This is a genomic window from Pseudomonas sp. L13 (genome assembly GCF_009935965.1).
In the GTDB taxonomy this organism is placed as follows: domain Bacteria; phylum Pseudomonadota; class Gammaproteobacteria; order Pseudomonadales; family Pseudomonadaceae; genus Aquipseudomonas; species Aquipseudomonas lactis.
The window spans coordinates 1-25,526 of sequence record NZ_QODJ01000002.1; the positions used below are offsets into that span (position 1 = coordinate 1).

The following is a 25,526-nucleotide window of genomic DNA, read 5'->3' on the forward strand; positions in this document are numbered from 1 at the left end:
TTGTTTACCAAGGAGTTTTCCGTTTCGACTGCGCCGGAAGTGGGGCGAATTATAGACAGATATAATTCGCCGTCAACACCTATTTCAGACTTATTCGGATTTGAGCGTAATACGCGCAAATGCCTTCTTACCCGCCTGGCAAACGTGAGTGGCGCCCAGCTCATATATAAAGGTGCGATCAACCACCTCACCATCTATACGCACACCGCCCGAACCCAAGAGATCACGCGCTACCGCCGAATTCTTCACCAGGCCAGCCTTATTAAGCACAGCCGCAATCGGCATCGCCTCGGCAGCAGTCAGCTCAATCTCCGGCAGATCATCAGGCAGCTCGCCATCTTTCATACGATTACCCGCCGCACGGTGAGCGCTGGCCGCAGCCTCCTCACCATGGAAGCGCGCAACGATTTCTTCAGCCAGCTTAATCTTCACATCCCGAGGATTAGCGCCCGCCTCGACATCCGCACGCAGCGCATTGATTTCGTCCATCGAGCGGAAGCTCAACAACTCGAAGTAACGCCACATCAGTGCATCCGGAATGGACACCAGCTTGCCGTACATCACACCGGGTGCTTCCTGGATACCGACATAGTTCCCCAGGGACTTGGACATCTTCTTGACGCCATCCAAGCCTTCCAACAATGGCATGGTCAGAATGCACTGAGCCTCCTGACCATAGGCGCGCTGCAGTTCACGCCCCATCAACAGGTTGAACTTCTGATCGGTGCCGCCCAACTCAACGTCCGCACGCAGCGCCACCGAGTCGTACCCCTGAACCAGCGGGTAAAGGAACTCATGGATGGCGATTGGCTGATTGGTCGAGTAGCGCTTGTCGAAGTCATCGCGCTCGAGCATGCGAGCCACGGTGTACTGGGACGTCAGGCGAATGAAATCTGCCGGCCCCATTTTGTCCATCCACGTGGAGTTGAACGCCACCTCGGTCTTGGCCGGATCAAGGATCTTGAACACCTGAGTCTTATAGGTCTCGGCATTATCGAGCACCTGTTCGCGAGTCAGCGGTGGGCGCGTAGCGCTCTTGCCGCTTGGATCGCCGATCATCCCGGTGAAATCACCTATAAGGAAGATGACCTGATGGCCCAGCTCCTGGAACTGACGTAGCTTATTAATAAGTACGGTATGGCCCAGGTGCAGATCCGGCGCAGTCGGATCAAAGCCAGCCTTGATACGCAGGGGTTGGCCACGCTTGAGCTTTTCGATCAGCTCGGCCTCGACCAACAGTTCTTCCGCACCACGTTTTATCAGCGCTAGCTGCTCTTCAACCGACTTCATAACAGACCCGCAAGGCTCAGATTCAAAAGGGAACCAACCATACAAGATCAGGGACTAATTACAAGTTTTGCCCTGCGAACGGACACCGTTCAGCAAGCCCAGCGTTCGCGAGCTTGCGCCACAGATGATTTGGTTATATTTTATACAGTTATTTCATCTTCATCATGTCATTCATCTTTTCCATTTCATCTTCAAAGTCAAAATTACTTATGACCACTGAACCGTCTAAAGCGCCGCCGCTTTACCCGAAGACCCACCTGCTCGCCGCAAGTGGTATCGCCGCCCTTCTCAGCCTGGCATTGCTGGTATTCCCTTCCAGTGACGTTGAAGCCAAACGAACATCCCTGAGCCTTGATCTGGAAAGCCCAGTTGAACAACTGACACAAGATCAAGACGCTTCCGACGCTCAACAAGCCACAAACACTGCCACTGAATCACCTTTCGCACAGATCGAAAGCACTCCCGAAGACACCCAGCAAGCCGCCCAGGAAGCACCTGCGGCAGCCGCAGCCAAGAATCCCCAGCATCGCGAAGTCATCGTGGGCAAAGGCGACACACTCTCCACCCTGTTCGAAAAGGTTGGGTTGCCTGCCGCCGCTGTAAATGACGTGCTCGCCAGCGATAAGCAAGCCAAGCAATTCACCCAGCTCAAACGTGGCCAAAAGCTTGAATTTGAGCTGACGCCAGACGGCCAGTTGAACAACCTGCACACCAGCATCAGTGACTTGGAAAGCATCAGCCTGAGCAAAGGCGCCAAAGGCTTCGCCTTCAACCGAATCACCACCAAACCCGTCATGCGTTCCGCCTACGTACATGGCGTGATCAACAGCTCCCTGTCGCAATCGGCCGCGCGTGCTGGCCTGTCGCATAGCATGACCATGGACATGGCCAGCGTATTTGGCTACGACATCGACTTCGCTCAGGACATCCGTCAAGGCGACGAATTCGACGTGATCTACGAACAGAAAGTAGCCAACGGAAAAGTGGTCGGCACTGGCAACATTCTGTCTGCACGCTTTACAAACCGTGGCAAAACCTACACCGCCGTGCGCTACACCAACAAACAAGGCAACAGCAGCTACTACACGGCTGATGGCAACAGCATGCGCAAGGCCTTCATCCGTACACCCGTTGACTTTGCCCGTATTAGCTCGCGTTTCTCCATGGGCCGCAAGCATCCAATTCTGAACAAAATTCGCGCACACAAGGGCGTCGACTATGCCGCGCCGCGTGGCACGCCAATCAAGGCGGCGGGCGACGGCAAGGTCTTGTTGGCGGGGCGCCGTGGTGGTTACGGCAATACGGTGATCATCCAGCACGGCAACACTTACCGCACGCTGTACGGCCACATGCAAGGGTTCGCCAAGGGCGTGAAGACAGGCGGCAACGTGAAACAGGGCCAAGTGATCGGCTACATCGGCACTACCGGCCTCTCCACCGGCCCGCACTTGCACTACGAGTTCCAGGTCAACGGCGTACACGTCGACCCATTGGGCCAGAAGCTGCCGATGGCTGACCCGATTGCCAAGGCCGAACGCGCGCGCTTCATGCAACAGAGCCAGCCGCTGATGGCACGGATGGATCAAGAGCGCTCCACCTTGCTGGCTTCGGCGAAGCGTTAAGGTATGCCGCTCTATATCGGCGTGATGTCCGGGACCAGCCTCGACGGCCTGGATATCGCCCTTATCGAACAAGGCGCGGCGATTAATCTGATCGCCACCCGCTACATCCCGATGCCTGAAGCCTTGCGCGCGGAACTGCTGAGCCTATGCGCCAGTGGCCCGGATGAAATCGCTCGCTCGGCAATCGCCCAGCAGCAGTGGGTAACGCTTGCTGCACAAGGCATCCACGCCTTGCTGGATCAAAAGAACCTCAAGCCTCAGGACATTCGGGCGATTGGTAGCCATGGCCAGACGATTCGCCATGAACCCGCCCGAGGCTTTACTGTTCAAGTCGGCAACCCTGCCCTACTCACCGAACTCACAGGCATCACCGTCGTCAGCGATTTCCGCAGCCGCGATGTCGCCGCTGGCGGCCAAGGCGCTCCTTTGGTTCCGGCCTTTCATGAAGCCTTGTTCGGCGAGCAGACAGGCAATCGCGCGGTATTGAATATCGGCGGGTTCAGCAACCTCAGCCTGATCGAGACGGGCAAGCCTGTCGCCGGTTTCGACTGCGGCCCAGGGAACGCGCTGCTCGATGCCTGGATTCATCTGCAGCGCGGCGAACACTTCGATCGGGACGGGCAATGGGCGGCCAGCGGAAAGGTACAGCCCCAGTTGCTCACCACGTTGCTCAGCGATCCTTTTTTCTTGACCAAAGGCCCGAAAAGCACGGGCCGAGAGGTGTTCAACCTGGCCTGGCTGCAGCAGCACCTTGGCCGCCTGCCCGCCTTTGAACCTCAAGACGTACAGGCCACCCTGCTGGAGCTGACGGCCCTGACCATCGTCGAGTCCCTGCAGAGCGCCCAAACTGACACAACAACCTTGCTGATCTGTGGCGGCGGCGCCCATAACGCGACCCTGATGAGCCGGCTGACCGCGCTACTGCCTTCCACCCATGTCAGCACTACAGCGGCCTACGGCGTAGACCCGGACTGGGTAGAGGCAATGGCCTTCGCCTGGCTGGCCCATTGCTGCCTTGAGGGAATCGCCGCCAATCGCCCCAGCGTCACTGGCGCTCGCGGGCTTCGAGTGCTTGGCGCGATCTACCCCGCCTGAATCCCAGACAGCAAAACGCCGCTTGGCCCGTAAAGCCAAGCGGCGTTTTTGTATCTGCTACCGGTCAGATCGAGAACGAAGACCCGCAACCACACGTCGTGGTGGCATTAGGGTTCTTGATCACGAAACGCGAGCCTTCCAGACCTTCCTGATAATCCACCTCGGCACCTGCCAGGTACTGGAAGCTCATCGGATCCACGACCAGGCTCACACCCTCGCGCTCAACGATAGTGTCGTCATCGGCCACATCTTCATCGAAGGTAAAACCGTACTGAAACCCTGAACAACCGCCGCCCGTAACGAATACGCGCAGCTTCAAGCGATCATTACCCTCTTCATCGACCAGGCTCTTCACCTTGTGCGCAGCACCGTGGGTGAATTGCAAAGCCGTGGGGGTGAAGGACTCAACGCTCATGCTGATAATCTCCCGGCGTAGCGCCGCCATATGCGTAATGACGGGTATTATCCGCTTCTCCTAGAAAAGCGGTCAACTATTGTTACGGTATATCAATCTGCCCAGCGACCATTAAAAATGCAAAAGGCCCGATCAACGGGCCTTTTGCGCAACGGTAAGCCCGCGTTAAGGCAGCATGCCCGCGTGGGACAGGCCCAACTTCTCGTCCAGGCCGAACAGGATGTTCATGTTCTGCACCGCCTGGCCCGACGCGCCCTTGACCAGGTTGTCGATCACCGACAACACCACCACCAGGTCGCCATCCTGCGGACGATGCACCGCAATACGGCACACGTTGGCGCCACGCACGCTGCGCGTTTCCGGATGGCTGCCGGCTGGCATCACATCGACGAACGGCTCATTGGCATAACGTTTTTCAAACAGCGCCTGCAGGTCTACCGAGCGATCAGTGACAGTCGCATACAGCGTGGAGTGAATCCCGCGGATCATCGGCGTCAGGTGCGGCACGAAGGTCAGCCCCACCTCCTGGCCGGCAGCGCGGCGCAGGCCCTGGCGGATTTCCGGCAAGTGACGATGACCTTTTACCGCATAGGCTTTCATGCTTTCCGACGTTTCGGAGTACAGAGAACCGACCGCCGCACCACGGCCCGCACCACTGACGCCCGACTTGCAGTCGGCGATCAGGCGCGACGCATCCGCCAAGCCAGCTTCCAGCAATGGCAGGAAGCCCAATTGCGTGGCTGTTGGATAGCAACCCGGCACCGCAATCAGGCGTGCTTGCTTGATCTGCTCGCGATTGACTTCCGGCAGGCCATAGACTGCCTCTTCCAACAGCTGTGGCGCACCATGGGGCTGGCCGTACCACTTGGCCCACTCATCGGCGTCTTGCAGGCGGAAGTCTGCCGACAAGTCGATAACCTTGGTACCCGCCGCCAACAGCTCACCGGCCAACGCATGGGCTACACCGTGAGGCGTGGCGAAGAACACCACGTCGCAGGCACCCAGGGTCTTGGTGTCCGGCACACTGAACGCCAGGCCGTCATAGTGGCCTCGCAGGTTCGGGTACATATCGGCCACGGCCAGCCCGGCTTCGGATCGGGAAGTGATAACCACCACCTCAGCTTGCGGATGCTGAGCCAACAGACGCAGCAATTCGACACCGGTGTAACCCGTGCCGCCGACGATACCGACCTTGACCATAAACCTGCCCTCAACGAACCCACTGGAAAGCCGTCGATAATAGGGGCCGTATCGTCCTGCGACAACCGTCAACGTGACGTACGGGCGCATGAGCCACTACTATCTTCGCTACCGTGAACCTGGGAATAACTAAAATGCTCTATCTATGGGTCAAAGCCTTCCACATCGTCAGCATCGTTTGCTGGTTTGCCGGGCTGTTCTACCTGCCGCGCCTGTTCGTCTACCACGCCCAAAGCGAAGACACCGTCAGCAAGGAACGCTTCAGCATCATGGAGCGCAAGTTGTACCGGGGCATCATGGGCCCGGCGATGGTTGCCACACTGGTCTTCGGCATCTGGATGCTGGCCCTCAACCCCGGCATTTTCCAGTCGGGCGCCTGGATCCACGCCAAGCTGACCCTGGTCGTCCTGCTGATTGGCTACCATCACATGTGCGGCGCACAGGTAAAGCGCTTCGCCCGTGGCGAAAACACCCGCAGCCATGTCTTTTATCGCTGGTTCAATGAAGTCCCGGTTCTGATATTGCTGGCTATCGTAATTTTGGTCGTGGTCAAACCGTTCTAACGTCAATTACTCGGGGAACCTCCAATGTCGCTGCCCGCTCTGCTGGAACAACGTCTGCGCCTGCCCGTGGTGGCCGCGCCGATGTTTCTGATCTCCAATCCACAACTGGTCCTGGCCTGCTGTCGCAACGGGGTAGTTGGTAGTTTCCCGGCGCTCAACCAACGCGAAAGCAGTGGATTCAAGGCCTGGTTGGAAGAAATCGAAGCGGGCTTGGCGCAGCTGGACAACCCTGCGCCCTATGCCGTGAACCTGATCGTGCACAACAGCAACCCGCGGCTGGAGGCCGACCTGGCGATCTGCGTCGAACACAAGGTGCCCATCGTCATCACCAGCCTCGGTGCGGTAAAGGAATTGGTAGACGCGGTTCAGAGCTACGGCGGCCTGGTATTTCATGACGTCACTACCCGACGCCATGCCGAGAAGGCCGCTGAAGCGGGTGTCGATGGCCTGATTGCCGTAGCCGCTGGCGCAGGTGGCCACGCTGGCACCTGGAGCCCTTTTTCACTGATTGCCGAAATTCGCCAGTTCTTCGACAAAACCCTGCTGCTGGCGGGCTGCCTTAACCATGGGCATGAAATCCTCGCCGCCCAAGTGCTGGGGGCAGACCTCGCTTATTTCGGCACGCGCTTTATCGGCACCACCGAAAGCCAGGCACCGGATGCGTATAAAGAGATGCTGCTCACATCGCGCGCTGCCGACATCGTGCACACTCCTGCAGTCTCCGGCGTACCTGCAAGCTTCATGCGCCAGAGCCTGGAAAATGCCGGTTTTGACCTTGCCGCGCTTCAAGGCAAGGGTGAAGTCAATTTCGGTTCCAAGCTCAAGCCATTGAGCGATGAGGCCAAAGCGTGGAAAACTGTGTGGTCTGCCGGCCAAGGCGTCGGTGAGATCAATGATGTGCCCAGTGTGGATGAGCTCATAGCGCGCCTGGATGCCGAATACCGCAAAGCACGCGAGCATGCCGCGCAACTGCGCTGGCCACGCTGACCCACTGCCGGGCCTGCCAATTGGACGGGCCTGCACACTCCCCCTGATTAAGTGACAAGGATGCCCGCATGAGCGACAGCCGTTTCAAGATTGTGTTTGACGGAGCCTTGCGCCCAGGTGTCGAAAGCACCACCGCCAAGCTGAACCTCGCCGAGTTATTCAAAAGCGATGTCGAGGCGATCGAAAAGCTTTTTACCGGCCGCCCGGTCGCACTCAAGCGCGACCTGTCGCGCTCCGACGCTGAAACCTACCTCACGGCACTGCACAATGCCGGGGTGGACGCACGCATCGAAGAGGAACAAGCCGTGGCATTCAGCCTGGCAGAAACCCACGAGACGAACTCGTCAACCCCTGACCGCGCCGCTGCGTCACCTTATGCACCGCCACGCGCCGCCGTTGGCGACGACCTGCCGGAGTTCGCCACCCTAAAGGTATTCACCATTCACGGGCGCATCGGGCGCCTGCGCTACCTGGCCTGGACGCTGGCACTGACCGTCGCGATGCTGGTAGCAGCGGGCATCATCAGTACGGTGGGCTTCGCGGTGGCGACAGCCTCGCCAACCATCGCCATCATTATTGGCTCGCTGCTGGGCTTCGCGCTGTTTGTGGCACTGGTAGTGGTGAGCGTGCAAATCGGCGTGCAGCGCCTGCATGACCTGGGCTGGTCTGGCTGGCTGTACCTGCTCAACCTGGTTCCGCTGGTAAACAGCGTATTCCCACTGTTGTTGCTGGTATTGCCAGGCAATACGGGCGCCAACCAGTACGGCGCGCCACCACCACGCAACTCCACTGCGGTGAAAATCCTGGCCTCGCTGTGGCTGGCGTTCATTCCTTTGATGCTCATCATCGTTGTTACCCTGGGCATGAACGGCTACCTGGACCAGCTTGAAGCCAACATGGACAGCAGCTACGAAAGCAGCTCCATCACCTCCGATGCAGACGCCGATCAAAGCGTTATCGTTGATGAAGCCGCAGCGCAAAGTGCTGACGATGCAGCCGAACCTGTAGACTCTCCAGAACAGTGAAGAAACGCCCGCCGCCTGTGACGCACTGTCATGGGCCGGCGGCGTTGCGATGGAGAAAGGCATGACCCGTTACGCTCTGATCACCGGCGCCTCCAGCGGCATCGGCCTGGCATTGGCCGAAGCCTTGGCACGGCGCGGCCGCAGCTTGATTCTGGTGGCCCGCCAGCGTGATCAGTTGGAAAGCATTGCATTGGAATTGACCCAACGCTTCGGTGTCGAGGTGCTGTTTCGCGCCTGTGACTTGGGCGAGCCGCTGCGTTTGTCCGGCTTTTTGCTGGAACTCGAAGAGGGTGAGCGGCAGATCGACCTGCTGGTCAACTGCGCCGGCATCGGCACCAGCGGGCCGTTCCTGGCCCAGGACTGGATGACCGAGCAGGACCTCATCGAAGTCAACATCCTGGCCTTGACCCGTATGTGTCATGCACTCGGCAATGCCATGGCCCTGCATGGCGGCGGGCAAATCCTCAATGTAGCCTCGGTCGCCGCCTTCCAGCCTGGGCCGTGGATGAGCAGCTACTACGCCAGCAAAGCCTACGTATTGCACTTCTCCGAAGGGCTGCGCGAAGAATTGAAGACCTGCGGCATCAAGGTTTCAGTGCTCTGCCCCGGCCCTACGCGCACCGCATTCTTCGGCACCGCGCAGATGGATACGGTGAAGCTCGACCGCAGCCAGCAACTGATGAGCCCGGAAGAAGTCGCGCTCTACACCGTGCGTGCGCTGAAAAAAAACAAAGCCATCATCATTCCCGGGCGCCGTAACCGTTGGCTGACGTTCAGCCCACGCCTGAGCCCGCGCTGGCTGACCCGCAAAATTGCCGGCGCCATCAACAAGGCCTATTGCCCACGCTGATGCCCTGCGTACACTCACCTCACTTTCACAATGGAGATACAGCTGTGGATACTCTGTTCACCAAGATCATCAACAGAGAAATACCGGCGAAGATCATCTATGAAGATGACCAGGTCCTGGCTTTTCACGATATCGCCCCACAGGCGCCGGTGCACTTTCTGGTTATCCCGAAAAAGCCCATTCGTACCCTCAATGACCTGACCGAGGACGATAAGGCGCTGGCCGGCCATATCCTGTTCACTGCCCAACGCCTGGCCGTGGAACAAGGCTGCGAAAAAGGCTTTCGCGTGGTGATGAATTGCAATGAAGACGGCGGGCAAACCGTTTACCACATCCATATGCACGTGCTCGGTCAGCGCCAGATGAACTGGCCACCGGGCTGAGTGCACAAGGGCAAATTGACTCAGCACAAACGCTGGACGCTCTCTTGCGGTAAACTGGCCGCCGAGATTCTTCCCGGAGGTCAGCATGACTACCCAACGTCACTACTCGCCGATTGACCGTCTGTTGCTGCAAGCCGACATGGCCATGCGCACCCTGCTGCCGTTCAGCGGCCAGCCCTACCGTCCATCGCCCGCCATCGTGCAGCCAGATGTACAGCTAAGCGAGACCGACACCCGTCACGTCGCCGGCCTGATGCGCATCAACCATACCGGTGAAGTCTGTGCGCAGGCGTTGTATCAGGGCCAGGCACTGACCGCCAAGTTGCCGCAGGTACGCACGGCGATGGAGCATGCGGCCGAGGAAGAGATCGACCATCTGGCCTGGTGCGAACAACGCATCCGCCAGTTGGGCAGCCATCCCAGCGTGCTCAACCCACTGTTTTATGGCTTGTCGTTTGGTATCGGCGCGGCTGCCGGGCTGATCAGCGATAAAGTCAGCCTGGGGTTTGTGGCCGCGACAGAACATCAGGTGTGCAAGCACCTGGATGAACACCTGGAGCAACTGCCGGCCGAAGACGAGAAGTCCCGGGCCATTCTTGAGCAGATGCGCATCGATGAAGAACACCATGCAGAAAGCGCGCTGGACGCGGGCGGCTTCCGCTTTCCAGCCCCGGTACGGTTCGGCATGAGCCTGTTGGCCAAGGTCATGACCAAAAGCACCTATCGAATCTGAACCGAAAAAAAGGGCGCCCGAAGCGCCCTTTCTTTTGCCTGCTGCAATCAACCCAACTCGATGATTTCGTAGTCATGGGTAATGGCCACGCCCGCCGCCCCCAGCATGATCGATGCTGAGCAGTACTTCTCGGCCGACAGCTCGATGGCACGCTTGACCTGGGCTTCTTTCAGCGCCCGCCCCTTGACCACGAAATGCATATGGATCTTGGTAAAAACCTTCGGGTCTTCAGTGGCGCGTTCGGCTTCCAGGAAGGCTTCGCAGCTTTCCACGGCCTGGCGCGACTTCTTCAAGATGCTGACCACATCGAAATTGCTGCAACCGCCCACACCCAGCAGCAACATTTCCATCGGGCGTACACCCAGGTTACGCCCGCCGGCTTCCGGCGGACCGTCCATGACCACCACGTGGCCGCTGCCCGACTCACCGAGGAACATGGCTTCGCCCGCCCATTGGATGCGTGCCTTCATCGCCCAGACTCCACTGCTAAAAAAGGGTCGCCAGCTTAGCACAGGGCTTTGAAACAGCAGCGCCCTGCATAAATTCGATAAATGACAGCGTTTGCCCGGTAAATTGGCTAATCGCGACAGAAGGTGTCTGGTAAGCTGGCGCCAAATGAATGGCGCATTGCCATGACTTGTACAGCGTCTATCAATGAGATGCCGCTGGATAAAAACAACGCCAACTACACCGCGCAGTCTTTTCGGGATACAACCATGGTTGCTCTTACTCCCACACCCAAGATCAAGAACCTCGACAAGCTGCTGTTGCATTGCCAGCGCCGGCGTCATCCGGCCAAGCACAACATCATCTGCGCCGGCGAGCGTTCAGAAACCCTGTTCTTCATTATCAAGGGCTCGGTCACCATCCTGATCGAGGATGAAGATGGCCGTGAGATGATCATTGCCTACCTCAACACCGGGGATTTCTTCGGGGAGCTGGGCCTGTTTGAACAAGCAGGCAAAGAGCAGGAGCGCAGCGCTTGGGTACGGGCCAAAGTTGAGTGCGAAGTGGCTGAGATCAGCTATGCGAAATTTCGCGAGTTGGCCCAGCATGATCCGGATATTTTGTACGCCCTGAGCGGTCAGATTGCCCAGCGCTTGCGCGACACAACGCGCAAGGTCGGCGACCTGGCGTTCTTCGATGTCACCGGTCGCGTCGCTCGCTGCCTGCTGGAGCTATGCAAGCAACCCGATGCCATGACCCATCCCGACGGCATGCAGATCAAAGTCACGCGCCAGGAGATCGGACGAATTGTCGGGTGTTCACGGGAAATGGTTGGCCGCGTGCTCAAGGACTTGGAAGAACGCAACCTGGTGCACGTCAAAGGCAAAACGATGGTGGTGTTCGGTACCCGCTAAACCGGCAGGAAGCCAGCCAGCATCTGACGGTACAACGTGTCGAGCCGACTGAGCGCATCCGGTGCGGGAAACGCTTCGTGCAGTGCGATATGGCTGTCGGCGCGAACTCGCTGCTCCAGGCCGCAGGCTTGATTGAAGCGGTTGACCGCCGCGATCAATTGCTCACGATCATTCTCCAGCAACATTGCGCCATGCACCAACCCGACCGGGCGGCCACCGCTTTGTCGCCATCGCTGGGCAGTGCCCACCATTTTGCGGCCATTAAGGTTGACGTTGTAACGACCGTCGCAAAAAGCACCGTCAATTTCGCCGACGGACGCATCGCCGCCCAACTCGATCAACAGATCACAGATCGGTTGGCACAAGCGCTGATAGCCGGTTTCGATGCGCCCCTGGTCGCCTTCACTGCGTGGTGGGGCATAGACCAGGGCAATATTGACTGTGGCGCCGGACTGCGGCACCGGCTCACCGCCGGTTTCACGCAGCAACACCGGCCAACCCGCATCGGCCGAGATCTGGCTCGCCGTCTCGAATGCCGGCAGCCGGCTCAAACGGCGCGGCATCACCAGCGCTTGGTCACTGGGCTGCCAGAACAGCAATCCGAACTCTTGCTCCCCCGCGCAAACGGCTGCCAATAGGTCTTGCTCGGCGGCAAGGCCTGCTTCGACAGTCATGATCACGGGCTGGAGCATCGAACACCTACCTACCTGAATAACCACAAAACCAATGTGGGAGCTGGCTTGCCTGCGATAGCGATGTATCAGCTACACAGCGGTTGGCTGACCCGCCGCTATCGCAGGCAAGCCAGCTCCCACAGTTTCGAGCGTGCTACACATCAATCCAATGTCGAACCGCTGATCGTCGTACCGCGCTCCGGGAAGAACAAACGTTGCAATTCCGCCCCTGGGTTCTCGGCGCGCATAAACGTCTCGCCCACCAGGAACGAGTACACGCCATTGATTTCCATCAGTTCCACATCGGCGCGGTTGACGATGCCACTCTCGGTAATCACCAGACGATCGCGAGGGATACGCGGCAGCAGGTCGAGGGTAGTTTCCAGGCTGACGTCGAAGGTATGCAGGTTACGGTTGTTGACGCCCACCAGCGGAGTATCGAGGGTCTTCAACGCGCGCTCCAGCTCGTCGCCGTCGTGCACTTCAACCAACACATCCAGGCCGACGCTTTTGGCCACGGCCGCCAGCTCGGCCATCTTCACGTCATCCAACGCGGAGACAATCAGCAACACGCAGTCGGCACCCAAGGCACGGGCTTCGACGATTTGGTACGGGTCGATCATGAAATCCTTGCGGATCACCGGCAACTTGCACGCGGCGCGAGCCTGTTGCAGGAACAGGTCGGAACCCTGGAAGTAGTCGATATCGGTCAGCACAGACAGGCAGGTCGCCCCACCCTTCTCGTAACTGGCGGCGATTTCAGCAGGTACAAAGTGTTCGCGAATCACCCCTTTGCTCGGCGAGGCCTTTTTGACCTCGGCGATCACGGCCGGCTGCTTGAGCTTGGCCTGAGCGACCAAGGCATTGGCAAAGCCGCGTGGCGCATCGGCGCTTTTCGCCTGCGCTTCCAACTCGGCCAGGCTCACACGGGTACGGCGCTCGGCCACTTCTTCAGCCTTGCGGGCCAGGATCTTTTCCAGAACGGTTGGCACACTCATCCTTCATTCTCCATCTTGAATACGGCGGTGAATGCTCCCAGCTCTTCGAGCTTCTCGCGAGCCAGGCCGGTGTGCAGAGCATCGTGGGCCAAGGCAACACCCTCCTTGAGACTATAGGCATGGTCGGCGGCGTAAAGGGCTGCGCCAGCGTTGAGCACAATCATTTCCGCAGCTTTCTGACCGTTTTCGGTCTTGCGACGCCCCAAGGCGTCACGAATCAGCTCCAGCGAAGCCGCCGGGCTTTCGACCGCCAGGCCGTGCAGGCTCTGGCTTTTCATACCCAGGTCTTCGGGCTCGACCCAATATTCGGTGACCTCGTCGTTCTTGAGCTCCGCCACAAAGGTCGGCGCCGCCAGGCTGAATTCGTCGAGGCCGTCCTTGGAATGCACCACCAGCACATGTTTGCTGCCCAAGCGCTGCAAGACTTCGGCCAACGGCCGGCACAGCGCCTGGCTGAACACACCCACCACTTGGTGCTTTACACCGGCCGGATTCGTAAGCGGGCCGAGCATGTTGAACAGGGTACGCAGGCCAAGGTCCTTGCGCGGGCCGGCAGCGTGCTTCATCGCGCCGTGATGGGACTGGGCAAACATGAAGCCAATGCCAACGCTGTCAATGCAGCGCGCGACTTGCACCGGCGTGAGGTTCAGGTAAATACCGGCCGCTTCCAGCAAGTCGGCACTGCCGCTCTTGCCGGACACTGCACGGTTACCGTGCTTGGCGACGGTGCAACCAGCGGCGGCCACCACAAAGGATGAGGCGGTCGACACATTGAAAATATTCGCACCGTCACCGCCGGTGCCCACCACATCGACGACGCCGTCGAGGGTCTTGAGTTCGACCTTGTCCGCCAGCTCACGCATCACCGACACCGCACCGACGATTTCGTCGATGCTTTCGCTCTTCATGCGCATCGCCATCATAAAAGCGCCGATCTGAGCATCGGTGCATTGACCGGTCATGATCTCGCGCATCACATCGCTCATTTCCGCGGTGCTCAGGTCCAGATGGCCGACGATACGGCTCAGGGCAGTCTTGATATCCATGAAAAGTCCTTAGCGCGTGCCGCCGCTCTGCTTGAGAAAGTTGGCGAACAGCTCGTAGCCCTGCTCGGTCAGGATTGATTCAGGGTGAAATTGCACCCCTTCGATGTTCAGCGTCTTGTGACGCAAGCCCATGATCTCGTCGACCGAGCCGTCTTCCAGTTGGGTCCAGGCGGTCAGCTCCAGGCATTCGGGCAAGGTTTCACGCTTGACCACCAGTGAGTGGTAACGGGTCACGGTCACCGGCAGGTTCAGGCCGTGGAACACACCCAGGTCACGATGGAACACCGGGCTGGTCTTGCCGTGCATGACCTCGCGGGCGCGCACCACATCACCGCCAAACGCCTGGCCGATCGACTGGTGGCCCAGGCAGACGCCCAGGATCGGCAGCTTGCCGGCGAAAAATTGGATAGCTTCCAGAGAGATGCCCGCCTCGGTCGGCGTGCACGGGCCAGGTGAAACCACGATGCGCTCGGGGTTCAACGCGGCGATTTCGGCAACAGTAAGTTCATCGTTGCGCACCACCTTGACCTCGGCACCCAGTTCGCCCAGGTACTGCACAACGTTGTAGGTAAAGGAGTCGTAGTTATCAATCATCAGCAACATGGTGGGTTCAAACCTCTTGAATTCACTGATTTCAAATGACCGCCTTCCAAGAGTGTGACCCGCTGCCAGACGCACGTTCCGGTTGCCAGGGTGAGTTGGCAAGGGGCGTCAGACAACGGGTGAAGAAGGCAAATCGGTACAGGTCCGGCCAGGCCGGCAGAGAAAAATGTCAGGCGCGCCAACGCCAACGGGCGTGTGCCTTGACTACTCGCATCAAGAGTTTGCTGATGATCAACACGGGGAGGGTCTCATTCATACGTTCAGGCACAGTAACGTAGGCTCGCCAGCGGTGCAATATGGAGCCGCAAATACGGGGGCGCAACGTAGGCGGATTCCGGATTCCCCTACAGAAAATGCCAAATACTTTGCTAGTGTTTCACTTCCAACATAAAAACAACCGAATGGAATCTTGCATGCTCAGACCAGCGTTTTACGCGCCCCTTGCCGGCTGCCTCCTGTCATTGGCCTGCGCCCAGGCGTTCGCAGCCCCGTCACCTTATTCAACCATGGTGGTTTTCGGCGACAGCCTGGCGGATGCAGGCCAGTTTCCCGACGGTTCGGCCGGCGCCACGTTGCGCTTTACCAACCGAACCGGGGCGAACTTCCAGGGTGAATACGGCCTGGTCTCATCGACCCTGCTGGGTGCAAAACTTGGGGTAGCCCCCAACGACCTGAATGCCTCCACCTCACCGGTTCGCGCAGCCCAGGGTTTGCCAGACGGGAACAACTGGGCAGTGGGCGGCTACCGCACCGACAATATCCTCGACTCTATTACCTCAGTCTCCAGTGCTGCGATTCCCCCAGGCAACCCCGGGGGCGGCACTGTGTTGCGCAGCCGGCAGGGCTATCTGCCGGCTAATGGTGGGAGAGCCGACCCGAACGCGCTCTACTTCCTTTCCGGTGGTGGCAATGACTTCCTGCAAGGCCGGGTACTCAGCCCCGCTCAAGCAGTCGCCGCAGGTGGGCGACTGGCGGATAGCGCCCAGGCCCTGCAACAAGCCGGCGCACGCTACATCATGGTATGGATGCTGCCCGACCTGGGCCTGACGCCGGCCATCAACGGCACCCCACAGCAAGCAGCGACCTCGGCCCTGAGCACTATTTTCAACCAGTCCCTGGTACAGCGTCTGTCGCAAGTCGATGCGCAGGTTATCCCGCTGAACATCCCGCTGTTGTTGAACGAGGCTTTCGCCGATCCAGCCCGTTTCGGCCTCGCCAGCGGGCAGAACCTGACGGGCACCTGCTTCAGCGGTAACAGTTGCACCGCCAACCCAACCTATGGCATCGGCGGTACCAACCCGGACCCAACCAAGCTGATCTACAACGACTCGGTCCACCCTACCGTGGCCGGGCAACGCTTGATTGCCGACTACGCCTACTCGTTACTCGCCGCGCCGTGGGAACTGACCTTGTTGCCGGAAATGGCCCAAGGCACCTTGCGCGCCCACCAGGACGAGCTGCGCAACCAATGGCAAGCAGACAACGGCAGCTGGCAAGCCGTCGGCCAATGGCGCGCCATAGTGGCCGGTGGCGGCCAACGCCTGGATTTCGATGATCAAAGCAGCTCGGCCAGTGGCGACGGCAGCGGCTATAACCTGAATATCGGTGGCAGCTACCGGCTCGATGAAAACTGGCGCGTGGGCGTTGCCGCCGGCCTGTATCGGCAGACACTCGAAGCCGGTGCCAATGATTCGGACTACAAGCTCAACAGTTATATGGGTACGGCATTCGCTCAGTACCAGCAAAATCACTGGTGGGCCGATGCCGCACTGACCGGCGGCAAGCTGGACTTCGACAGCCTCAAGCGCAAGTTCGCCCTGGGTGTCAGCGAAGGCTCCGAGAAAGGTGATACCGATGGCTGGCTCTGGGCCCTGAGCGGCCGCGTGGGGTATGACATCGCCGCACCGGGCAGCGACTGGCACCTGTCGCCGTTCGTCAGCGCCGATTACGCGCGGGTTGAAGTCAATGGCTACTCGGAGAAAAGCAGCCGTTCCACCGCCCTGACCTTTGATGATCAACAACGCGACTCCAAGCGCCTGGGCGTCGGCTTGCAGGGCAGTTACCGTGTCACGCCGCAAACTCAAGTTTTTGGGGAAGTGGCCCACGAGCATGAGTTTGAAAATGACACCCAGAAGGTGAACATTTCGCTCAACAGCGTGCAGGGGATCGACTTCAAGCTGGACGGGTACACGCCTCGCAGCAACTCTGACCGCTTGAGCCTGGGTGTCAGCCACAAGCTGACTCAAGACCTGGCGTTGCGGGCGGCGTATAACCTGAGGAAGGATGACAATTTGACCCAGCAAGGGGTCAATGTCGGGGTCAGTCTGGATTTCTAAATACTGCGCAAAACAAATGTGGGAGCTGGCATGCCTGCGATGGCGGTGGATCAGTCACTGAATATCTCAAGTGACACACCGCCATCGCGGGCAAGCCCGCTCCCACATTTTTTATTCCAGTTTTAGTCTTGTGGGGTTTGCTCTGCCAATGCCACCGCACGGAACATCGCCCGGCGCTTGTTCAGGGTTTCTTCCCATTCAAGGGCCGGCACCGAGTCCGCCACAATCCCGCCACCGGCCTGCACATGCAGTTCGCCATCCTTGATCACCGCCGTGCGGATCGCAATGGCGGTGTCCATATTGCCGTTCCAGGCAAAGTACCCGACGGCACCGCCATAGACACCGCGCTTGACCGGCTCCAGTTCGTCGATGATTTCCATCGCACGGATCTTCGGCGCCCCCGACAAGGTGCCCGCCGGCAAAATCGCCCGCAGTGCGTCCATTGCCGTCAGCCCGGCCTTCAGTTCGCCGGTGACGTTGGACACGATATGCATCACATTGGAATACCGCTCGATGACCATCTTCTCAGTCAGTTTCACCGAGCCGATTTCCGAGACACGCCCGGTGTCGTTGCGCCCCAGGTCGATCAGCATCAAGTGTTCGGCGATTTCCTTGTCGTCGCTGAGCAGGTCTTCTTCCAGCGCCACGTCGGCTTCTTCGGTCGCACCACGGGGGCGCGTGCCGGCAATCGGGCGCACGGTGATCAGGTTGTCTTCAACCCGCACCAGCACTTCCGGCGAACTGCCCACGACGTGGAAGTCACCGAAGTTGAAGAAGTACATATACGGCGTCGGGTTGAAGCAACGCAGTGCGCGGTACAGATCAATCGGCGCCGCCTTGAAGTCGATGGACATGCGTTGCGACGGCACCACTTGCATGCAATCACCGGCAAGGATGTATTCCTTGATGGTATCGACGGCGCGCTCGTAGTCATCCTGGGTAAAGCTTGAGCGGAACACCGGGTCGGCCGCGGGGGGGCGGCTGAGGTCCAGGCCGCGCCGCGGGGTGATCGGCTGGCGGAGTTTTTTCAGCAGCGCTTCCAGGTTGGCCTGGCCTTGTTCGAAGGCATCAGCCTGGGCAGGGTCGGCGAGGACAATCGCATGCATCTTACCGGCGAGGTTGTCGAACACCACCACCGCGTCGGACACCATCAGCAAAATATCCGGCACGCCCAGCGGGTCCGGGTTCGGGCATTTGCCCAGGCGCTTCTCCACATAGCGCACGCAGTCGTAGCCGAAGTAGCCCACCAGCCCGCCATTGAAACGCGGCAGGCCAGCAATGGTCGGCACGTTGTAGCGCGCCTTGAAAGCTTCGACAAACGCCAGCGGGTCTTCTACGTCATGGCTTTCGATCTCCACGCCGTCATGGGTGATGCTCACATGATGGTCGTGTACCCGCAGCACCGTGCGGCATGGCAGGCCAATGATCGAGTAACGGCCCCACTTCTCACCGCCCTGTACCGACTCGAGCAGGTAAGAGTTGGGCTCGTCGGCCAGCTTCAGGTAGATCGACAGCGGCGTATCGAAGTCGGCCAGGGTTTCGCAAGCCATGGGGATACGGTTATAGCCGGCAGCGGCCAAACGCAGGAATTCTTCGCGGGTCATGAAGTGCCTCGTGGTGTGAGGGTCAAACAGTCAGGTAGGCAAACGTGCCGCAAACGCGGCCAGGATCAGTCAGGCGCGCCAACGCCAGCGGGCCAGGGCCTTGATGACTTTCATCCAGAGTTTGCGAGTGACCACCACGATGGAATTTCCAGAAGGGGACGAATCAATGTCGGGCAACGTTATCTCAGCGCCAGCGCCCAAGCAACCGGGGATTAACAGTCGCAGGTCATCAATCACCAGCGCTGGGGACTCTTCCGCAATCGGCCGGCCATGGTTGTAACCATAACTCAAGGCCACGCACTGCACACCCGCCGCTTTCGCCGCCAGCACATCACTGCGCGAATCGCCGACAAACAGTGATTGCGACGCCGGGATATTGGCCATTTTCATCACGAAAAAAAGCGCCGCCGGGTCGGGTTTTTTCTGCGGCAAGGTATCGCCGCCGATGATCCAGCGGAAGTAGCGACCGATTTTCATCTGGTCCAACAACGGCGCAACGAAGCGCTCCGGCTTGTTGGTGATCAGGGCCATTTCCACGCCCTGCTTGCTCAACCACTTGAGGGTGTCGCGCACGCCGGGGTAAACCACGGTCAGTTCGTGGCTGCTTTCATAAGCGGCATTGAACAGTTCCAAAGCATGTTCCGCCTCGACCTCATCCACACCCGTGGCATCGATGTTGTTGGCCAGGGCCCGGCGCACCAACATCGGCGCGCCATTGCCGACCCATTCGCGCACTGAATCAATCCCTGCCGGCTTGCGCCCCAGCTTGAGCAGCATCTGGTCCACCGCGGCCGCCAGGTCAGGCACCGAGTCGATCAAGGTACCGTCCAGATCGAACATCACCAGCCGTGGCAATTTGCCGGGAAACAACTGCTCAAAACCGCTCATGGACGCGCCAGCGCCAGTTCGGCACGCATCTTGTCGATGACAGCCTGGTAGTCCGGGGCGTTGAAGATCGCCGAGCCGGCCACGAAGGTATCGGCACCCGCTGCGGCGATCTCACGGATATTGTTGACGTTGACCCCGCCGTCGATCTCCAGGCGGATGTCACGCCCCGACGCATCGATCAGCGCACGGGCCTCACGCAGCTTGTTCAAGGTGCCAGGGATGAACTTTTGCCCGCCGAAACCTGGGTTGACGCTCATCAGCAAGACCATGTCGACCTTGTCCATTACGTACTCAAGCACGCTCAGCGGCGTGGCCGGGTTGAATACCAGGCCTGCCTTGCAGCCGCCTTCGCGGATCAGTTGCAAGGTGCGGTCAACGTGCAACGTGGCTTCCGGGTGAAAGGTGATGTAGGTCGCACCCGCCTCGATGAAGTCACCGACGATACGGTCCACGGGGCTGACCATCAGGTGCGCATCAATCGGCGCGGTGATGCCGTACTTGCGCAATGCGGCGCACACCATCGGGCCGATGGTCAGGTTGGGTACGTAGTGGTTGTCCATGACATCGAAGTGCACGAAGTCGGCACCGGCGGCCAACACCTTGTCCACTTCCTCACCCAGGCGGGCGAAGTCGGCAGAGAGAATCGATGGAGCAATGACGAAGGGCTGCATGACGCACCTTTTTTGAGCTAAATCACGATGGCGCGCATTGTATACCTCATGCTTTGCTGCGCGCACCGTGACCTATCTCAACGGTTAGTAAGCTGCCCGGTAGATTTTTTCGATATCGGCGGCGCTGAGCTTGCGCGGGTTGTTGCGCATCAAACGCTCAATACCTGCGGCTTCACTGGCCATAGCCGGGATGGCGTCCTCGGGCACACCGAAACTGCGCAGGCCGGACGGGATCTCCACTGCCGCACACAGTCGCGTCATCGCCGCTACCGCCTGATCGGCAGCGTCATTCACACTTAACCCGGCAATATTGACGCCCATGGCCTGGGCAATGTCCTGCATGCGCTCAACGCAGGCCAATTTGTTCCAATGCATGACATACGGCAGCAACAGCGCATTACTGACACCATGGGCAATATTGAAGCGCCCGCCCAACGGGTACGCCAGCGCATGCACGGCACCGACGCCCGCGTTGCCAAAGGCCATGCCGGCCATCAGGCTGGCGGTGGCCATGTCGTCACGGGCCTGCAGGTTCGCCGGGTTGGCGTAAGCCTTGGGCAACGCGCTGGCAATCAATTTGATCGCACCGATGGCCAGGGCGTCGGTAATCGGCGAAGCATTCAGCGACAGGTAGGATTCGATAGCGTGCACCAAGGCGTCCACACCACTGGCGGCCGTGACACCGCGTGGGCAGGTCAAGGTCATTTGCGGGCTGATCAGCGCGACATCCGGCAGCAAGTAATCGCTGACGATGCCTTTTTTCAGCTGTGCCGCCTTGTCGGACAGTATCGCCACATTGGTCACCTCCGAGCCGGTACCCGCCGTGGTGGGGATGGCGATCAACGGCGGACCTTTGCGCGGCACCTGATCGACGCCGAACAGGTCCGCCAGCGCGCCGTGATAACCGGCATAGGCCGCCACGCTCTTGGCGATGTCGATAGCACTGCCGCCGCCCACACCAATCAGGCCATCATGCCCGCCTTCGCGGTACGCACGCATGCAGTCTTCGACGATGGCAATTTCCGGGTCGGGCAGCACGCGGTCGAAAATTTCGTAGGCTCGATCACCCAGATGCTCCAAGGCCAGCGCTACGGTGCCGGACTGGACCAGCGCGGCGTCGGTGACGATCAGCGGGTTATCCACATCCAGGCGCGTGAGCTCGGCAGCCAGTTGTTCGATGGCACCTGCGCCGGTCAGCAGTTTGTGGGCGATCTTGAATGAGGAAGTACTCATGTGCGCGGCCTCTTATGAATGATGGGCTGGCACAAGAATAGCTGCCCCTGGCGTGTTGTCTGCCATTCATTGGTTGAATGGTCGCGCCGCGCCCATCAAGGCAGCGTGTAAACCGCCGATAGCCTGTTGGTAGCGGGAACCGCGCTTCATACCCCTGACAAATACCGACCAACCTATTAGGCTGCTGGAATCACTTCTGGCCGGGAATCAACGATGCTTTTTCTTCACCGTTCGGCACTGCCAGCATTGTGCCTGTCACTTCTGTTTACCAGCGCACTGCCTGTCCAGGCCGAGGAAGCGCCCTCGCCTGCCGTCGAAAAACCGGCTGAACGCCAGCCCTTGCCCGAGCGTAGCCAGCAAGAAGCCAGTGCGCTCGAACGGCAGGTGCCGCAGCAGGAGCAACAGCAATTGCAAGCGGGTAGCGATTCGTTCCTGGCGCTGTGGAAACCTGCCAACAGCGCCGAAGCCGAGGGTGTGGTGATCCTCATACCCGGTGCTGGGGAGAACGCGGACTGGCCGCAGGCCATCGCGCCTCTGCGGCGCAAGTTGCCGGACGCCGCCTGGGGCACCCTCAGCCTGTCATTGCCTGACGTCAATGTAGACACCCTGCCGCCACGGCTCGTCGAACCGCCTAAAGCGGCGGTCGATACCAGCAGCAAGGAAGGCAGCACCGTAGCCAAGCCGGTCGAACAAGCCGCCAGCGCCGAGGCCGAAGGCACTGACCCGGCGGTGGTGCCGGGGGCGGATGAGCAGGACAAGACCGACGCCAAGCGCATCTTCGACCGTATCGACGCCGCCGTCGCCTTTGCCCAGACACAAAGCGCCCGCAGCGTGGTATTGCTCGGCCATGGCACCGGCGCCTGGTGGGCGGCCCGCTACCTGAGCGAGAAACAACCTTCTCAAGTGCAGAGGTTGGTGATGGTCGCCGGCAAGACGCCTGCGGCTCGCCAACCGGACCTGCAACAACTGGCGCCGGCCTTGAAGGTGCCCACGGCGGACGTGTTCTATCAAGAAGGCGCTCAGGATCGCAAAAACGCTCAAGAACGACTTCAGACGGCCAAGCGCTCGAAGAATGACGGCTATAAGCAGGTGTCGCTCACGGCGTTGCCCGGTAATAACGCGGCGCAGCAAGAGCAGTTGTACCGCAGGGTGCGCGGGTGGTTGAGCCCGCAGGGCGGCGCTGACTGACACTCAGCTATCGGGGGCCACATCGCTTTCTGTAGGAGCGAGCTCGCTCGCGAAAAACGTCAACGATAATGGGTGTTTCCTGAATAAACGCGGCGCCTGTGAGTTTTTCGCGAGCAAGCTCGCTCCTACAGGGTATTAGGGCTTGCCCCTCCCACATGGAGTTGAGTGGCGATAGTCTCAGCGAAAATCCCGCCGCTCACGAATCAAGGCATAGGCGTTATGCAACTCTCGGGTTCGCTCGGTCGCCTCACGCACTTGCGCGGGGCTGGCCCCCGTGCCGGCGATCTTGTCCGGATGGTGACGGCTGAGCAGTCGACGGTAGGCGCGCTTGATCACCGAAGGTTCAGTGGTGGCCGTCACGCCCAGTATCCGCAACGCCTCCTGATAGGCACCGCCACGATTGGCCAATGGCTTGCGCTCCGGCGCGTAATCGGTCGCCAATGCCTGCAACTGTTGTGGCGTCCAGCCCAACCACTTGCCCCACTGGTCGATCAGGTCGCGCTCGGCAACATCCGCCCGACCGTCCGCCCACGCCATGCGCCAACAGGCGCGCAGCACGCCTTCCGCCGCATGGGGCTGCGTCTTGAGCACCCGTAGGTAACTGCGTACCCGGTCGCTGCCGGACTTGCCACGGTTGAAGGCGCTGATCGCGCGGCGCTGGGCCGGCTCACTCATGTCCAGTGCGCGCATTTCCTGGCGCGCTTGCTGGATATGCCCATCGACCACCCGGCCATTACTCTTGGCCAGGCGCCCCAGCAGCACAAACAACAGTTCGTCGTTGCGCAAGGCCGGGCGCCCACCCAGGCGTTCACGCAACTGCGCCCAACTGTGCAATTGCAGGCGCCGATCCAGCGCCTGCCCCAGCAATGCCCCCAACAGAGCCCCCGGAATACTGGCAATGGCAAAGCCAGCCCCGGCGCCGATCAGCGTCCCTGGCCACAACATCCTACTGCCCCGCTGTCAGCAAGGTTTCGACCTGCGCCAGGCGCTCCAGCGTCCCCACATCCACCCAGCGTCCTGCCATGTGCTCCCCCGTTACCAAACCTTTGGCCATGGCCTCGCGCAATAGCGGGGCCAGCTTGAAGGCACCGGCGCTGCAACCCGCGAACAGTTTAGGGTCGAGCACTGAAATGCCACTGAAGGTCAGGTTATCGGCACCGGGCGCGGCATCATGAAGCACATCGTGATCCAGGTAAAAATCTCCGCCCGACGGGTGGTGCGCAGGGTTGTCGACCATCACCAAGTGCGCCAAACCCCGGATCGGCTGCTTGAGCTGGGTGAAATCGTAGTCAGTCCAGATATCGCCATTGACCACCAGAAACGGTTCGTCGCCCAACAGCGGCAACGCCTGGAATATCCCGCCCCCCGTTTCCAGCGGTTCACCCTCTGGGGAGTAGCGGATGCGCAGACCAAACTGGGCGCCGTCGCCCAAGTAATTTTCAATCTGCTGGCCTAGCCATGCGTGGTTGATCACGATCTCGGTAAAGCCGGCCTTAGCCAAGGCTTCAAGGTGATACTCGATCAGCCGCTTGCCGCCGGCTTGCACCAGCGGCTTGGGCGTATGCAGGGTGAGCGGACGCATGCGTTCGCCCTTTCCCGCCGCCAGGATCATCGCCTTCATACGCTGGCCTCGGCAGGTTCGCGCAGGCTGGCGAGTAACTCGCCCAGGTCACTCAACTCAGGTCGGTCGGCCAGCACCGCTTCTATATAAGCAAAGAAACGCGGCACGTCGGCCAGGTAGCGTGGCTTGCCGTCGCGGTGGCAGATACGCGAAAAGATGCCGATGACCTTGAGGTGACGCTGCACGCCCATCAGGTCGCTGGCACGCTGGAACTCTTCAAAATCGTCCTGCACGGGAATCCCCAACTGCCCGGCACGCTGCCAATAGCCACGCTGCCATTCGCGCACGCGGGCCTGGGGCCAGCTGAGGAAGGCGTCCTTGAACAGGCAGGTAATGTCGTAGGTCACCGGGCCGTAGACCGCGTCCTGGAAATCCAGCACACCAGGGCTCGGCTCACTGATCATCAGGTTGCGCGGCATGTAGTCGCGGTGCACCAGCACCTTGGGCTGGGCCAGGGCGCTGTCGATCAACTGCTGGCTGGCGCGTTGCCAGAGGGCTTGTTGCTCAGGGTCGAGGTCGATGCCCAGGTGACGACGCACGTACCATTCCGGGAACAATTCCAGCTCGCGACGCAATAAGGCCACGTCATAGCTGGGCAACGGTGCATCCATCGGCAATTGCTGGAAAGCCAGCAGCGCGTCGATGGCATCGGCAAATAATTGGTCGGCGTTTTCACCGTCAATCACGTCCAGATAGGTTTTTGTGCCCAGGTCATTGAGCAAAAGAAAGCCTCGAGGCAAATCTTCTGCATAAATTTTTGGCACATTTATTCCCGATTTCGCGAGCAAATGCGCGATATCGACGAAAGGTTTGCAGTTTTCCTGGGGGGGTGGCGCGTCCATGACGACGAACGTATGGGCACCGCCCTCCCATCGGAAGTAACGCCTGAAACTCGCGTCGCTGCTGGCCGCGGTCAATGTGGCCGGGGGCACGGGGCCCCAGTCCTGAGCGTTGAAGAGGATCGGCAACTGCTCATCCAGCCAGACTTCCAGCTGTTGTAAACGTAGATCGTGCTCGGGCATTACAAGGGTCTCCGACGGCGCTAGCCGTCAAGCGGGGCATGCTTTATTATCACGCATCTTTTTCAGACCATCGAGAGGCGTGCGGCCCAAACCGCGGGCAGATGGCACGCAGGAAGCC

General features: G+C 59.8%; 26 protein-coding genes. 11 read left to right on the forward strand and 15 right to left on the reverse strand.

The window, feature by feature from the left end:
• Window positions 1–90: 90 nt before the first annotated feature.
• Complete coding sequence (gene tyrS / locus DK871_RS01700; RefSeq protein ID WP_005791998.1) at window positions 91–1,290, reverse strand: tyrosine--tRNA ligase; 1,200 nt, start codon at window positions 1,288–1,290, stop codon at window positions 91–93.
• Window positions 1,291–1,499: 209 nt separating this feature from the next.
• Between tyrS and DK871_RS01705 the strand changes: the two genes are divergently transcribed.
• Window positions 1,500–2,912 (forward strand): peptidoglycan DD-metalloendopeptidase family protein, encoded by a 1,413-nt coding sequence (locus DK871_RS01705; RefSeq protein ID WP_032895066.1) that lies wholly within the window; start codon window positions 1,500–1,502, stop codon window positions 2,910–2,912.
• A 3-nt stretch (window positions 2,913–2,915) separates the two neighbouring features.
• Complete coding sequence (locus tag DK871_RS01710) at window positions 2,916–4,007, forward strand: anhydro-N-acetylmuramic acid kinase (protein WP_161903772.1); 1,092 nt, start codon at window positions 2,916–2,918, stop codon at window positions 4,005–4,007.
• A gap of 64 nt (window positions 4,008–4,071) precedes the next feature.
• Here the strand turns inward: DK871_RS01710 and erpA are convergent, their stop codons facing one another.
• On the reverse strand, window positions 4,072–4,422 hold the full coding sequence (gene erpA, locus DK871_RS01715; RefSeq protein ID WP_003176443.1) for an iron-sulfur cluster insertion protein ErpA: 351 nt from the start codon (window positions 4,420–4,422) through the stop codon (window positions 4,072–4,074).
• 165 nt (window positions 4,423–4,587) lie between these two features.
• Window positions 4,588–5,622, reverse strand: coding sequence for an N-acetyl-gamma-glutamyl-phosphate reductase (gene argC / locus DK871_RS01720; protein WP_044269421.1), 1,035 nt, complete (start codon window positions 5,620–5,622; stop codon window positions 4,588–4,590).
• 134 nt (window positions 5,623–5,756) lie between these two features.
• Between argC and hemJ the strand changes: the two genes are divergently transcribed.
• The 6 genes from hemJ (at window position 5,757) to coq7 (ending at window position 10,163) form a co-directional block, all read left to right on the forward strand.
• Window positions 5,757–6,185: a protoporphyrinogen oxidase HemJ gene (gene hemJ, locus DK871_RS01725; protein WP_003194674.1), complete on the forward strand. Its 429-nt coding sequence runs from the start codon at window positions 5,757–5,759 to the stop codon at window positions 6,183–6,185.
• A 24-nt stretch (window positions 6,186–6,209) separates the two neighbouring features.
• On the forward strand, window positions 6,210–7,172 hold the full coding sequence (locus DK871_RS01730) for a nitronate monooxygenase family protein (RefSeq protein ID WP_161903773.1): 963 nt from the start codon (window positions 6,210–6,212) through the stop codon (window positions 7,170–7,172).
• Window positions 7,173–7,240: 68 nt separating this feature from the next.
• The gene (locus tag DK871_RS01735; protein WP_161903774.1) at window positions 7,241–8,197 is read left to right on the forward strand and encodes a DUF805 domain-containing protein; all 957 of its coding nucleotides are present in this window, start codon (window positions 7,241–7,243) and stop codon (window positions 8,195–8,197) included.
• A gap of 61 nt (window positions 8,198–8,258) precedes the next feature.
• Window positions 8,259–9,047 (forward strand): SDR family oxidoreductase, encoded by a 789-nt coding sequence (locus tag DK871_RS01740; protein ID WP_161903775.1) that lies wholly within the window; start codon window positions 8,259–8,261, stop codon window positions 9,045–9,047.
• Window positions 9,048–9,091: 44 nt separating this feature from the next.
• Complete coding sequence (locus tag DK871_RS01745; RefSeq protein WP_003194682.1) at window positions 9,092–9,430, forward strand: histidine triad nucleotide-binding protein; 339 nt, start codon at window positions 9,092–9,094, stop codon at window positions 9,428–9,430.
• An 85-nt stretch (window positions 9,431–9,515) separates the two neighbouring features.
• Entirely contained in the window at window positions 9,516–10,163 is a 648-nt protein-coding gene (coq7, locus tag DK871_RS01750) for a 2-polyprenyl-3-methyl-6-methoxy-1,4-benzoquinone monooxygenase (protein ID WP_003194684.1), read from the forward strand.
• A 47-nt stretch (window positions 10,164–10,210) separates the two neighbouring features.
• On the opposite strand, the gene DK871_RS01755 is transcribed toward coq7, so the two are convergent.
• Complete coding sequence (locus DK871_RS01755; protein WP_005792019.1) at window positions 10,211–10,633, reverse strand: OsmC family protein; 423 nt, start codon at window positions 10,631–10,633, stop codon at window positions 10,211–10,213.
• A 246-nt stretch (window positions 10,634–10,879) separates the two neighbouring features.
• On the opposite strand from DK871_RS01755, the gene crp reads away from it, so the two are divergent.
• Window positions 10,880–11,524: a cAMP-activated global transcriptional regulator CRP gene (gene crp, locus DK871_RS01760; protein ID WP_161903776.1), complete on the forward strand. Its 645-nt coding sequence runs from the start codon at window positions 10,880–10,882 to the stop codon at window positions 11,522–11,524.
• Here the strand turns inward: crp and DK871_RS01765 are convergent.
• The 4 genes from DK871_RS01765 to DK871_RS01780 all read right to left on the reverse strand — a co-directional run bounded on the left by DK871_RS01765 (window position 11,521) and on the right by DK871_RS01780 (window position 14,845).
• Window positions 11,521–12,216 (reverse strand): lipoate--protein ligase family protein, encoded by a 696-nt coding sequence (locus DK871_RS01765; protein WP_161903777.1) that lies wholly within the window; start codon window positions 12,214–12,216, stop codon window positions 11,521–11,523. The two genes, crp and DK871_RS01765, sit on opposite strands and share 4 nt — an antisense overlap.
• Window positions 12,217–12,359: 143 nt before the next feature.
• Complete coding sequence (gene trpC, locus DK871_RS01770) at window positions 12,360–13,196, reverse strand: indole-3-glycerol phosphate synthase TrpC (protein ID WP_161903778.1); 837 nt, start codon at window positions 13,194–13,196, stop codon at window positions 12,360–12,362.
• Window positions 13,193–14,242: an anthranilate phosphoribosyltransferase gene (gene trpD, locus DK871_RS01775; protein WP_003194694.1), complete on the reverse strand. Its 1,050-nt coding sequence runs from the start codon at window positions 14,240–14,242 to the stop codon at window positions 13,193–13,195. The genes trpC and trpD overlap by 4 nt, the downstream gene beginning before the upstream one ends.
• 9 nt (window positions 14,243–14,251) lie before the next feature.
• The gene (locus DK871_RS01780; protein ID WP_161903779.1) at window positions 14,252–14,845 is read right to left on the reverse strand and encodes an aminodeoxychorismate/anthranilate synthase component II; all 594 of its coding nucleotides are present in this window, start codon (window positions 14,843–14,845) and stop codon (window positions 14,252–14,254) included.
• A gap of 413 nt (window positions 14,846–15,258) precedes the next feature.
• On the opposite strand from DK871_RS01780, the gene estP reads away from it, so the two are divergent.
• Window positions 15,259–17,181, forward strand: a complete 1,923-nt coding sequence (estP, locus tag DK871_RS01785) for an esterase EstP (protein WP_161903780.1) — start codon at window positions 15,259–15,261, stop codon at window positions 17,179–17,181.
• A gap of 122 nt (window positions 17,182–17,303) precedes the next feature.
• Here the strand turns inward: estP and trpE are convergent, their stop codons facing one another.
• The 4 genes from trpE to DK871_RS01805 form a co-directional block, all read right to left on the reverse strand.
• The gene (gene trpE, locus DK871_RS01790; RefSeq protein WP_161903781.1) at window positions 17,304–18,785 is read right to left on the reverse strand and encodes an anthranilate synthase component I; all 1,482 of its coding nucleotides are present in this window, start codon (window positions 18,783–18,785) and stop codon (window positions 17,304–17,306) included.
• Between the two features lie 69 nt (window positions 18,786–18,854).
• Window positions 18,855–19,673: a phosphoglycolate phosphatase gene (locus DK871_RS01795; RefSeq protein ID WP_161903782.1), complete on the reverse strand. Its 819-nt coding sequence runs from the start codon at window positions 19,671–19,673 to the stop codon at window positions 18,855–18,857.
• Window positions 19,670–20,344: a ribulose-phosphate 3-epimerase gene (gene rpe, locus DK871_RS01800; protein ID WP_003194703.1), complete on the reverse strand. Its 675-nt coding sequence runs from the start codon at window positions 20,342–20,344 to the stop codon at window positions 19,670–19,672. Before rpe ends, DK871_RS01795 begins: the two co-directional genes overlap by 4 nt.
• 84 nt (window positions 20,345–20,428) lie before the next feature.
• On the reverse strand, window positions 20,429–21,577 hold the full coding sequence (locus DK871_RS01805; RefSeq protein ID WP_003194705.1) for an iron-containing alcohol dehydrogenase: 1,149 nt from the start codon (window positions 21,575–21,577) through the stop codon (window positions 20,429–20,431).
• 213 nt (window positions 21,578–21,790) lie between these two features.
• Here DK871_RS01805 and DK871_RS01810 point away from each other — a divergent pair, with 213 nt between their 5' ends.
• Window positions 21,791–22,765 (forward strand): alpha/beta hydrolase family protein, encoded by a 975-nt coding sequence (locus DK871_RS01810; RefSeq protein WP_161903783.1) that lies wholly within the window; start codon window positions 21,791–21,793, stop codon window positions 22,763–22,765.
• 177 nt (window positions 22,766–22,942) lie between these two features.
• Here the strand turns inward: DK871_RS01810 and DK871_RS01815 are convergent, their stop codons facing one another.
• The 3 genes from DK871_RS01815 to DK871_RS01825 are packed head-to-tail and all read right to left on the reverse strand — an operon-like array spanning window position 22,943 to window position 25,408.
• Window positions 22,943–23,710, reverse strand: coding sequence for a TerB family tellurite resistance protein (locus tag DK871_RS01815; protein WP_161903784.1), 768 nt, complete (start codon window positions 23,708–23,710; stop codon window positions 22,943–22,945).
• A gap of 1 nt (window position 23,711) precedes the next feature.
• The gene (murU, locus tag DK871_RS01820; protein ID WP_161903785.1) at window positions 23,712–24,386 is read right to left on the reverse strand and encodes an N-acetylmuramate alpha-1-phosphate uridylyltransferase MurU; all 675 of its coding nucleotides are present in this window, start codon (window positions 24,384–24,386) and stop codon (window positions 23,712–23,714) included.
• On the reverse strand, window positions 24,383–25,408 hold the full coding sequence (locus DK871_RS01825) for an aminoglycoside phosphotransferase family protein (protein ID WP_161903786.1): 1,026 nt from the start codon (window positions 25,406–25,408) through the stop codon (window positions 24,383–24,385). Before DK871_RS01825 ends, murU begins: the two co-directional genes overlap by 4 nt.
• Between the last annotated feature and the right edge of the window lie 118 nt (window positions 25,409–25,526).

What these genes read in the sequence shown, in the direction of transcription:
- tyrS (WP_005791998.1), bottom strand. Translation starts at nt 1,290, where the DNA reads ATGAAGTCGGTTGAAGAGCAGCTAGCGCTGATAAAACGTGGTGCGGAA.
- DK871_RS01705 (WP_032895066.1), top strand. Translation starts at nt 1,500, where the DNA reads ATGACCACTGAACCGTCTAAAGCGCCGCCGCTTTACCCGAAGACCCAC.
- DK871_RS01710 (WP_161903772.1), top strand. Translation starts at nt 2,916, where the DNA reads ATGCCGCTCTATATCGGCGTGATGTCCGGGACCAGCCTCGACGGCCTG.
- erpA (WP_003176443.1), bottom strand. Translation starts at nt 4,422, where the DNA reads ATGAGCGTTGAGTCCTTCACCCCCACGGCTTTGCAATTCACCCACGGT.
- argC (WP_044269421.1), bottom strand. Translation starts at nt 5,622, where the DNA reads ATGGTCAAGGTCGGTATCGTCGGCGGCACGGGTTACACCGGTGTCGAA.
- hemJ (WP_003194674.1), top strand. Translation starts at nt 5,757, where the DNA reads ATGCTCTATCTATGGGTCAAAGCCTTCCACATCGTCAGCATCGTTTGC.
- DK871_RS01730 (WP_161903773.1), top strand. Translation starts at nt 6,210, where the DNA reads ATGTCGCTGCCCGCTCTGCTGGAACAACGTCTGCGCCTGCCCGTGGTG.
- DK871_RS01735 (WP_161903774.1), top strand. Translation starts at nt 7,241, where the DNA reads ATGAGCGACAGCCGTTTCAAGATTGTGTTTGACGGAGCCTTGCGCCCA.
- DK871_RS01740 (WP_161903775.1), top strand. Translation starts at nt 8,259, where the DNA reads ATGACCCGTTACGCTCTGATCACCGGCGCCTCCAGCGGCATCGGCCTG.
- coq7 (WP_003194684.1), top strand. Translation starts at nt 9,516, where the DNA reads ATGACTACCCAACGTCACTACTCGCCGATTGACCGTCTGTTGCTGCAA.
- DK871_RS01755 (WP_005792019.1), bottom strand. Translation starts at nt 10,633, where the DNA reads ATGAAGGCACGCATCCAATGGGCGGGCGAAGCCATGTTCCTCGGTGAG.
- crp (WP_161903776.1), top strand. Translation starts at nt 10,880, where the DNA reads ATGGTTGCTCTTACTCCCACACCCAAGATCAAGAACCTCGACAAGCTG.
- DK871_RS01765 (WP_161903777.1), bottom strand. Translation starts at nt 12,216, where the DNA reads ATGCTCCAGCCCGTGATCATGACTGTCGAAGCAGGCCTTGCCGCCGAG.
- trpC (WP_161903778.1), bottom strand. Translation starts at nt 13,196, where the DNA reads ATGAGTGTGCCAACCGTTCTGGAAAAGATCCTGGCCCGCAAGGCTGAA.
- trpD (WP_003194694.1), bottom strand. Translation starts at nt 14,242, where the DNA reads ATGGATATCAAGACTGCCCTGAGCCGTATCGTCGGCCATCTGGACCTG.
- DK871_RS01780 (WP_161903779.1), bottom strand. Translation starts at nt 14,845, where the DNA reads ATGTTGCTGATGATTGATAACTACGACTCCTTTACCTACAACGTTGTG.
- estP (WP_161903780.1), top strand. Translation starts at nt 15,259, where the DNA reads ATGCTCAGACCAGCGTTTTACGCGCCCCTTGCCGGCTGCCTCCTGTCA.
- trpE (WP_161903781.1), bottom strand. Translation starts at nt 18,785, where the DNA reads ATGACCCGCGAAGAATTCCTGCGTTTGGCCGCTGCCGGCTATAACCGT.
- DK871_RS01795 (WP_161903782.1), bottom strand. Translation starts at nt 19,673, where the DNA reads ATGAGCGGTTTTGAGCAGTTGTTTCCCGGCAAATTGCCACGGCTGGTG.
- rpe (WP_003194703.1), bottom strand. Translation starts at nt 20,344, where the DNA reads ATGCAGCCCTTCGTCATTGCTCCATCGATTCTCTCTGCCGACTTCGCC.
- DK871_RS01805 (WP_003194705.1), bottom strand. Translation starts at nt 21,577, where the DNA reads ATGAGTACTTCCTCATTCAAGATCGCCCACAAACTGCTGACCGGCGCA.
- DK871_RS01810 (WP_161903783.1), top strand. Translation starts at nt 21,791, where the DNA reads ATGCTTTTTCTTCACCGTTCGGCACTGCCAGCATTGTGCCTGTCACTT.
- DK871_RS01815 (WP_161903784.1), bottom strand. Translation starts at nt 23,710, where the DNA reads ATGTTGTGGCCAGGGACGCTGATCGGCGCCGGGGCTGGCTTTGCCATT.
- murU (WP_161903785.1), bottom strand. Translation starts at nt 24,386, where the DNA reads ATGAAGGCGATGATCCTGGCGGCGGGAAAGGGCGAACGCATGCGTCCG.
- DK871_RS01825 (WP_161903786.1), bottom strand. Translation starts at nt 25,408, where the DNA reads ATGCCCGAGCACGATCTACGTTTACAACAGCTGGAAGTCTGGCTGGAT.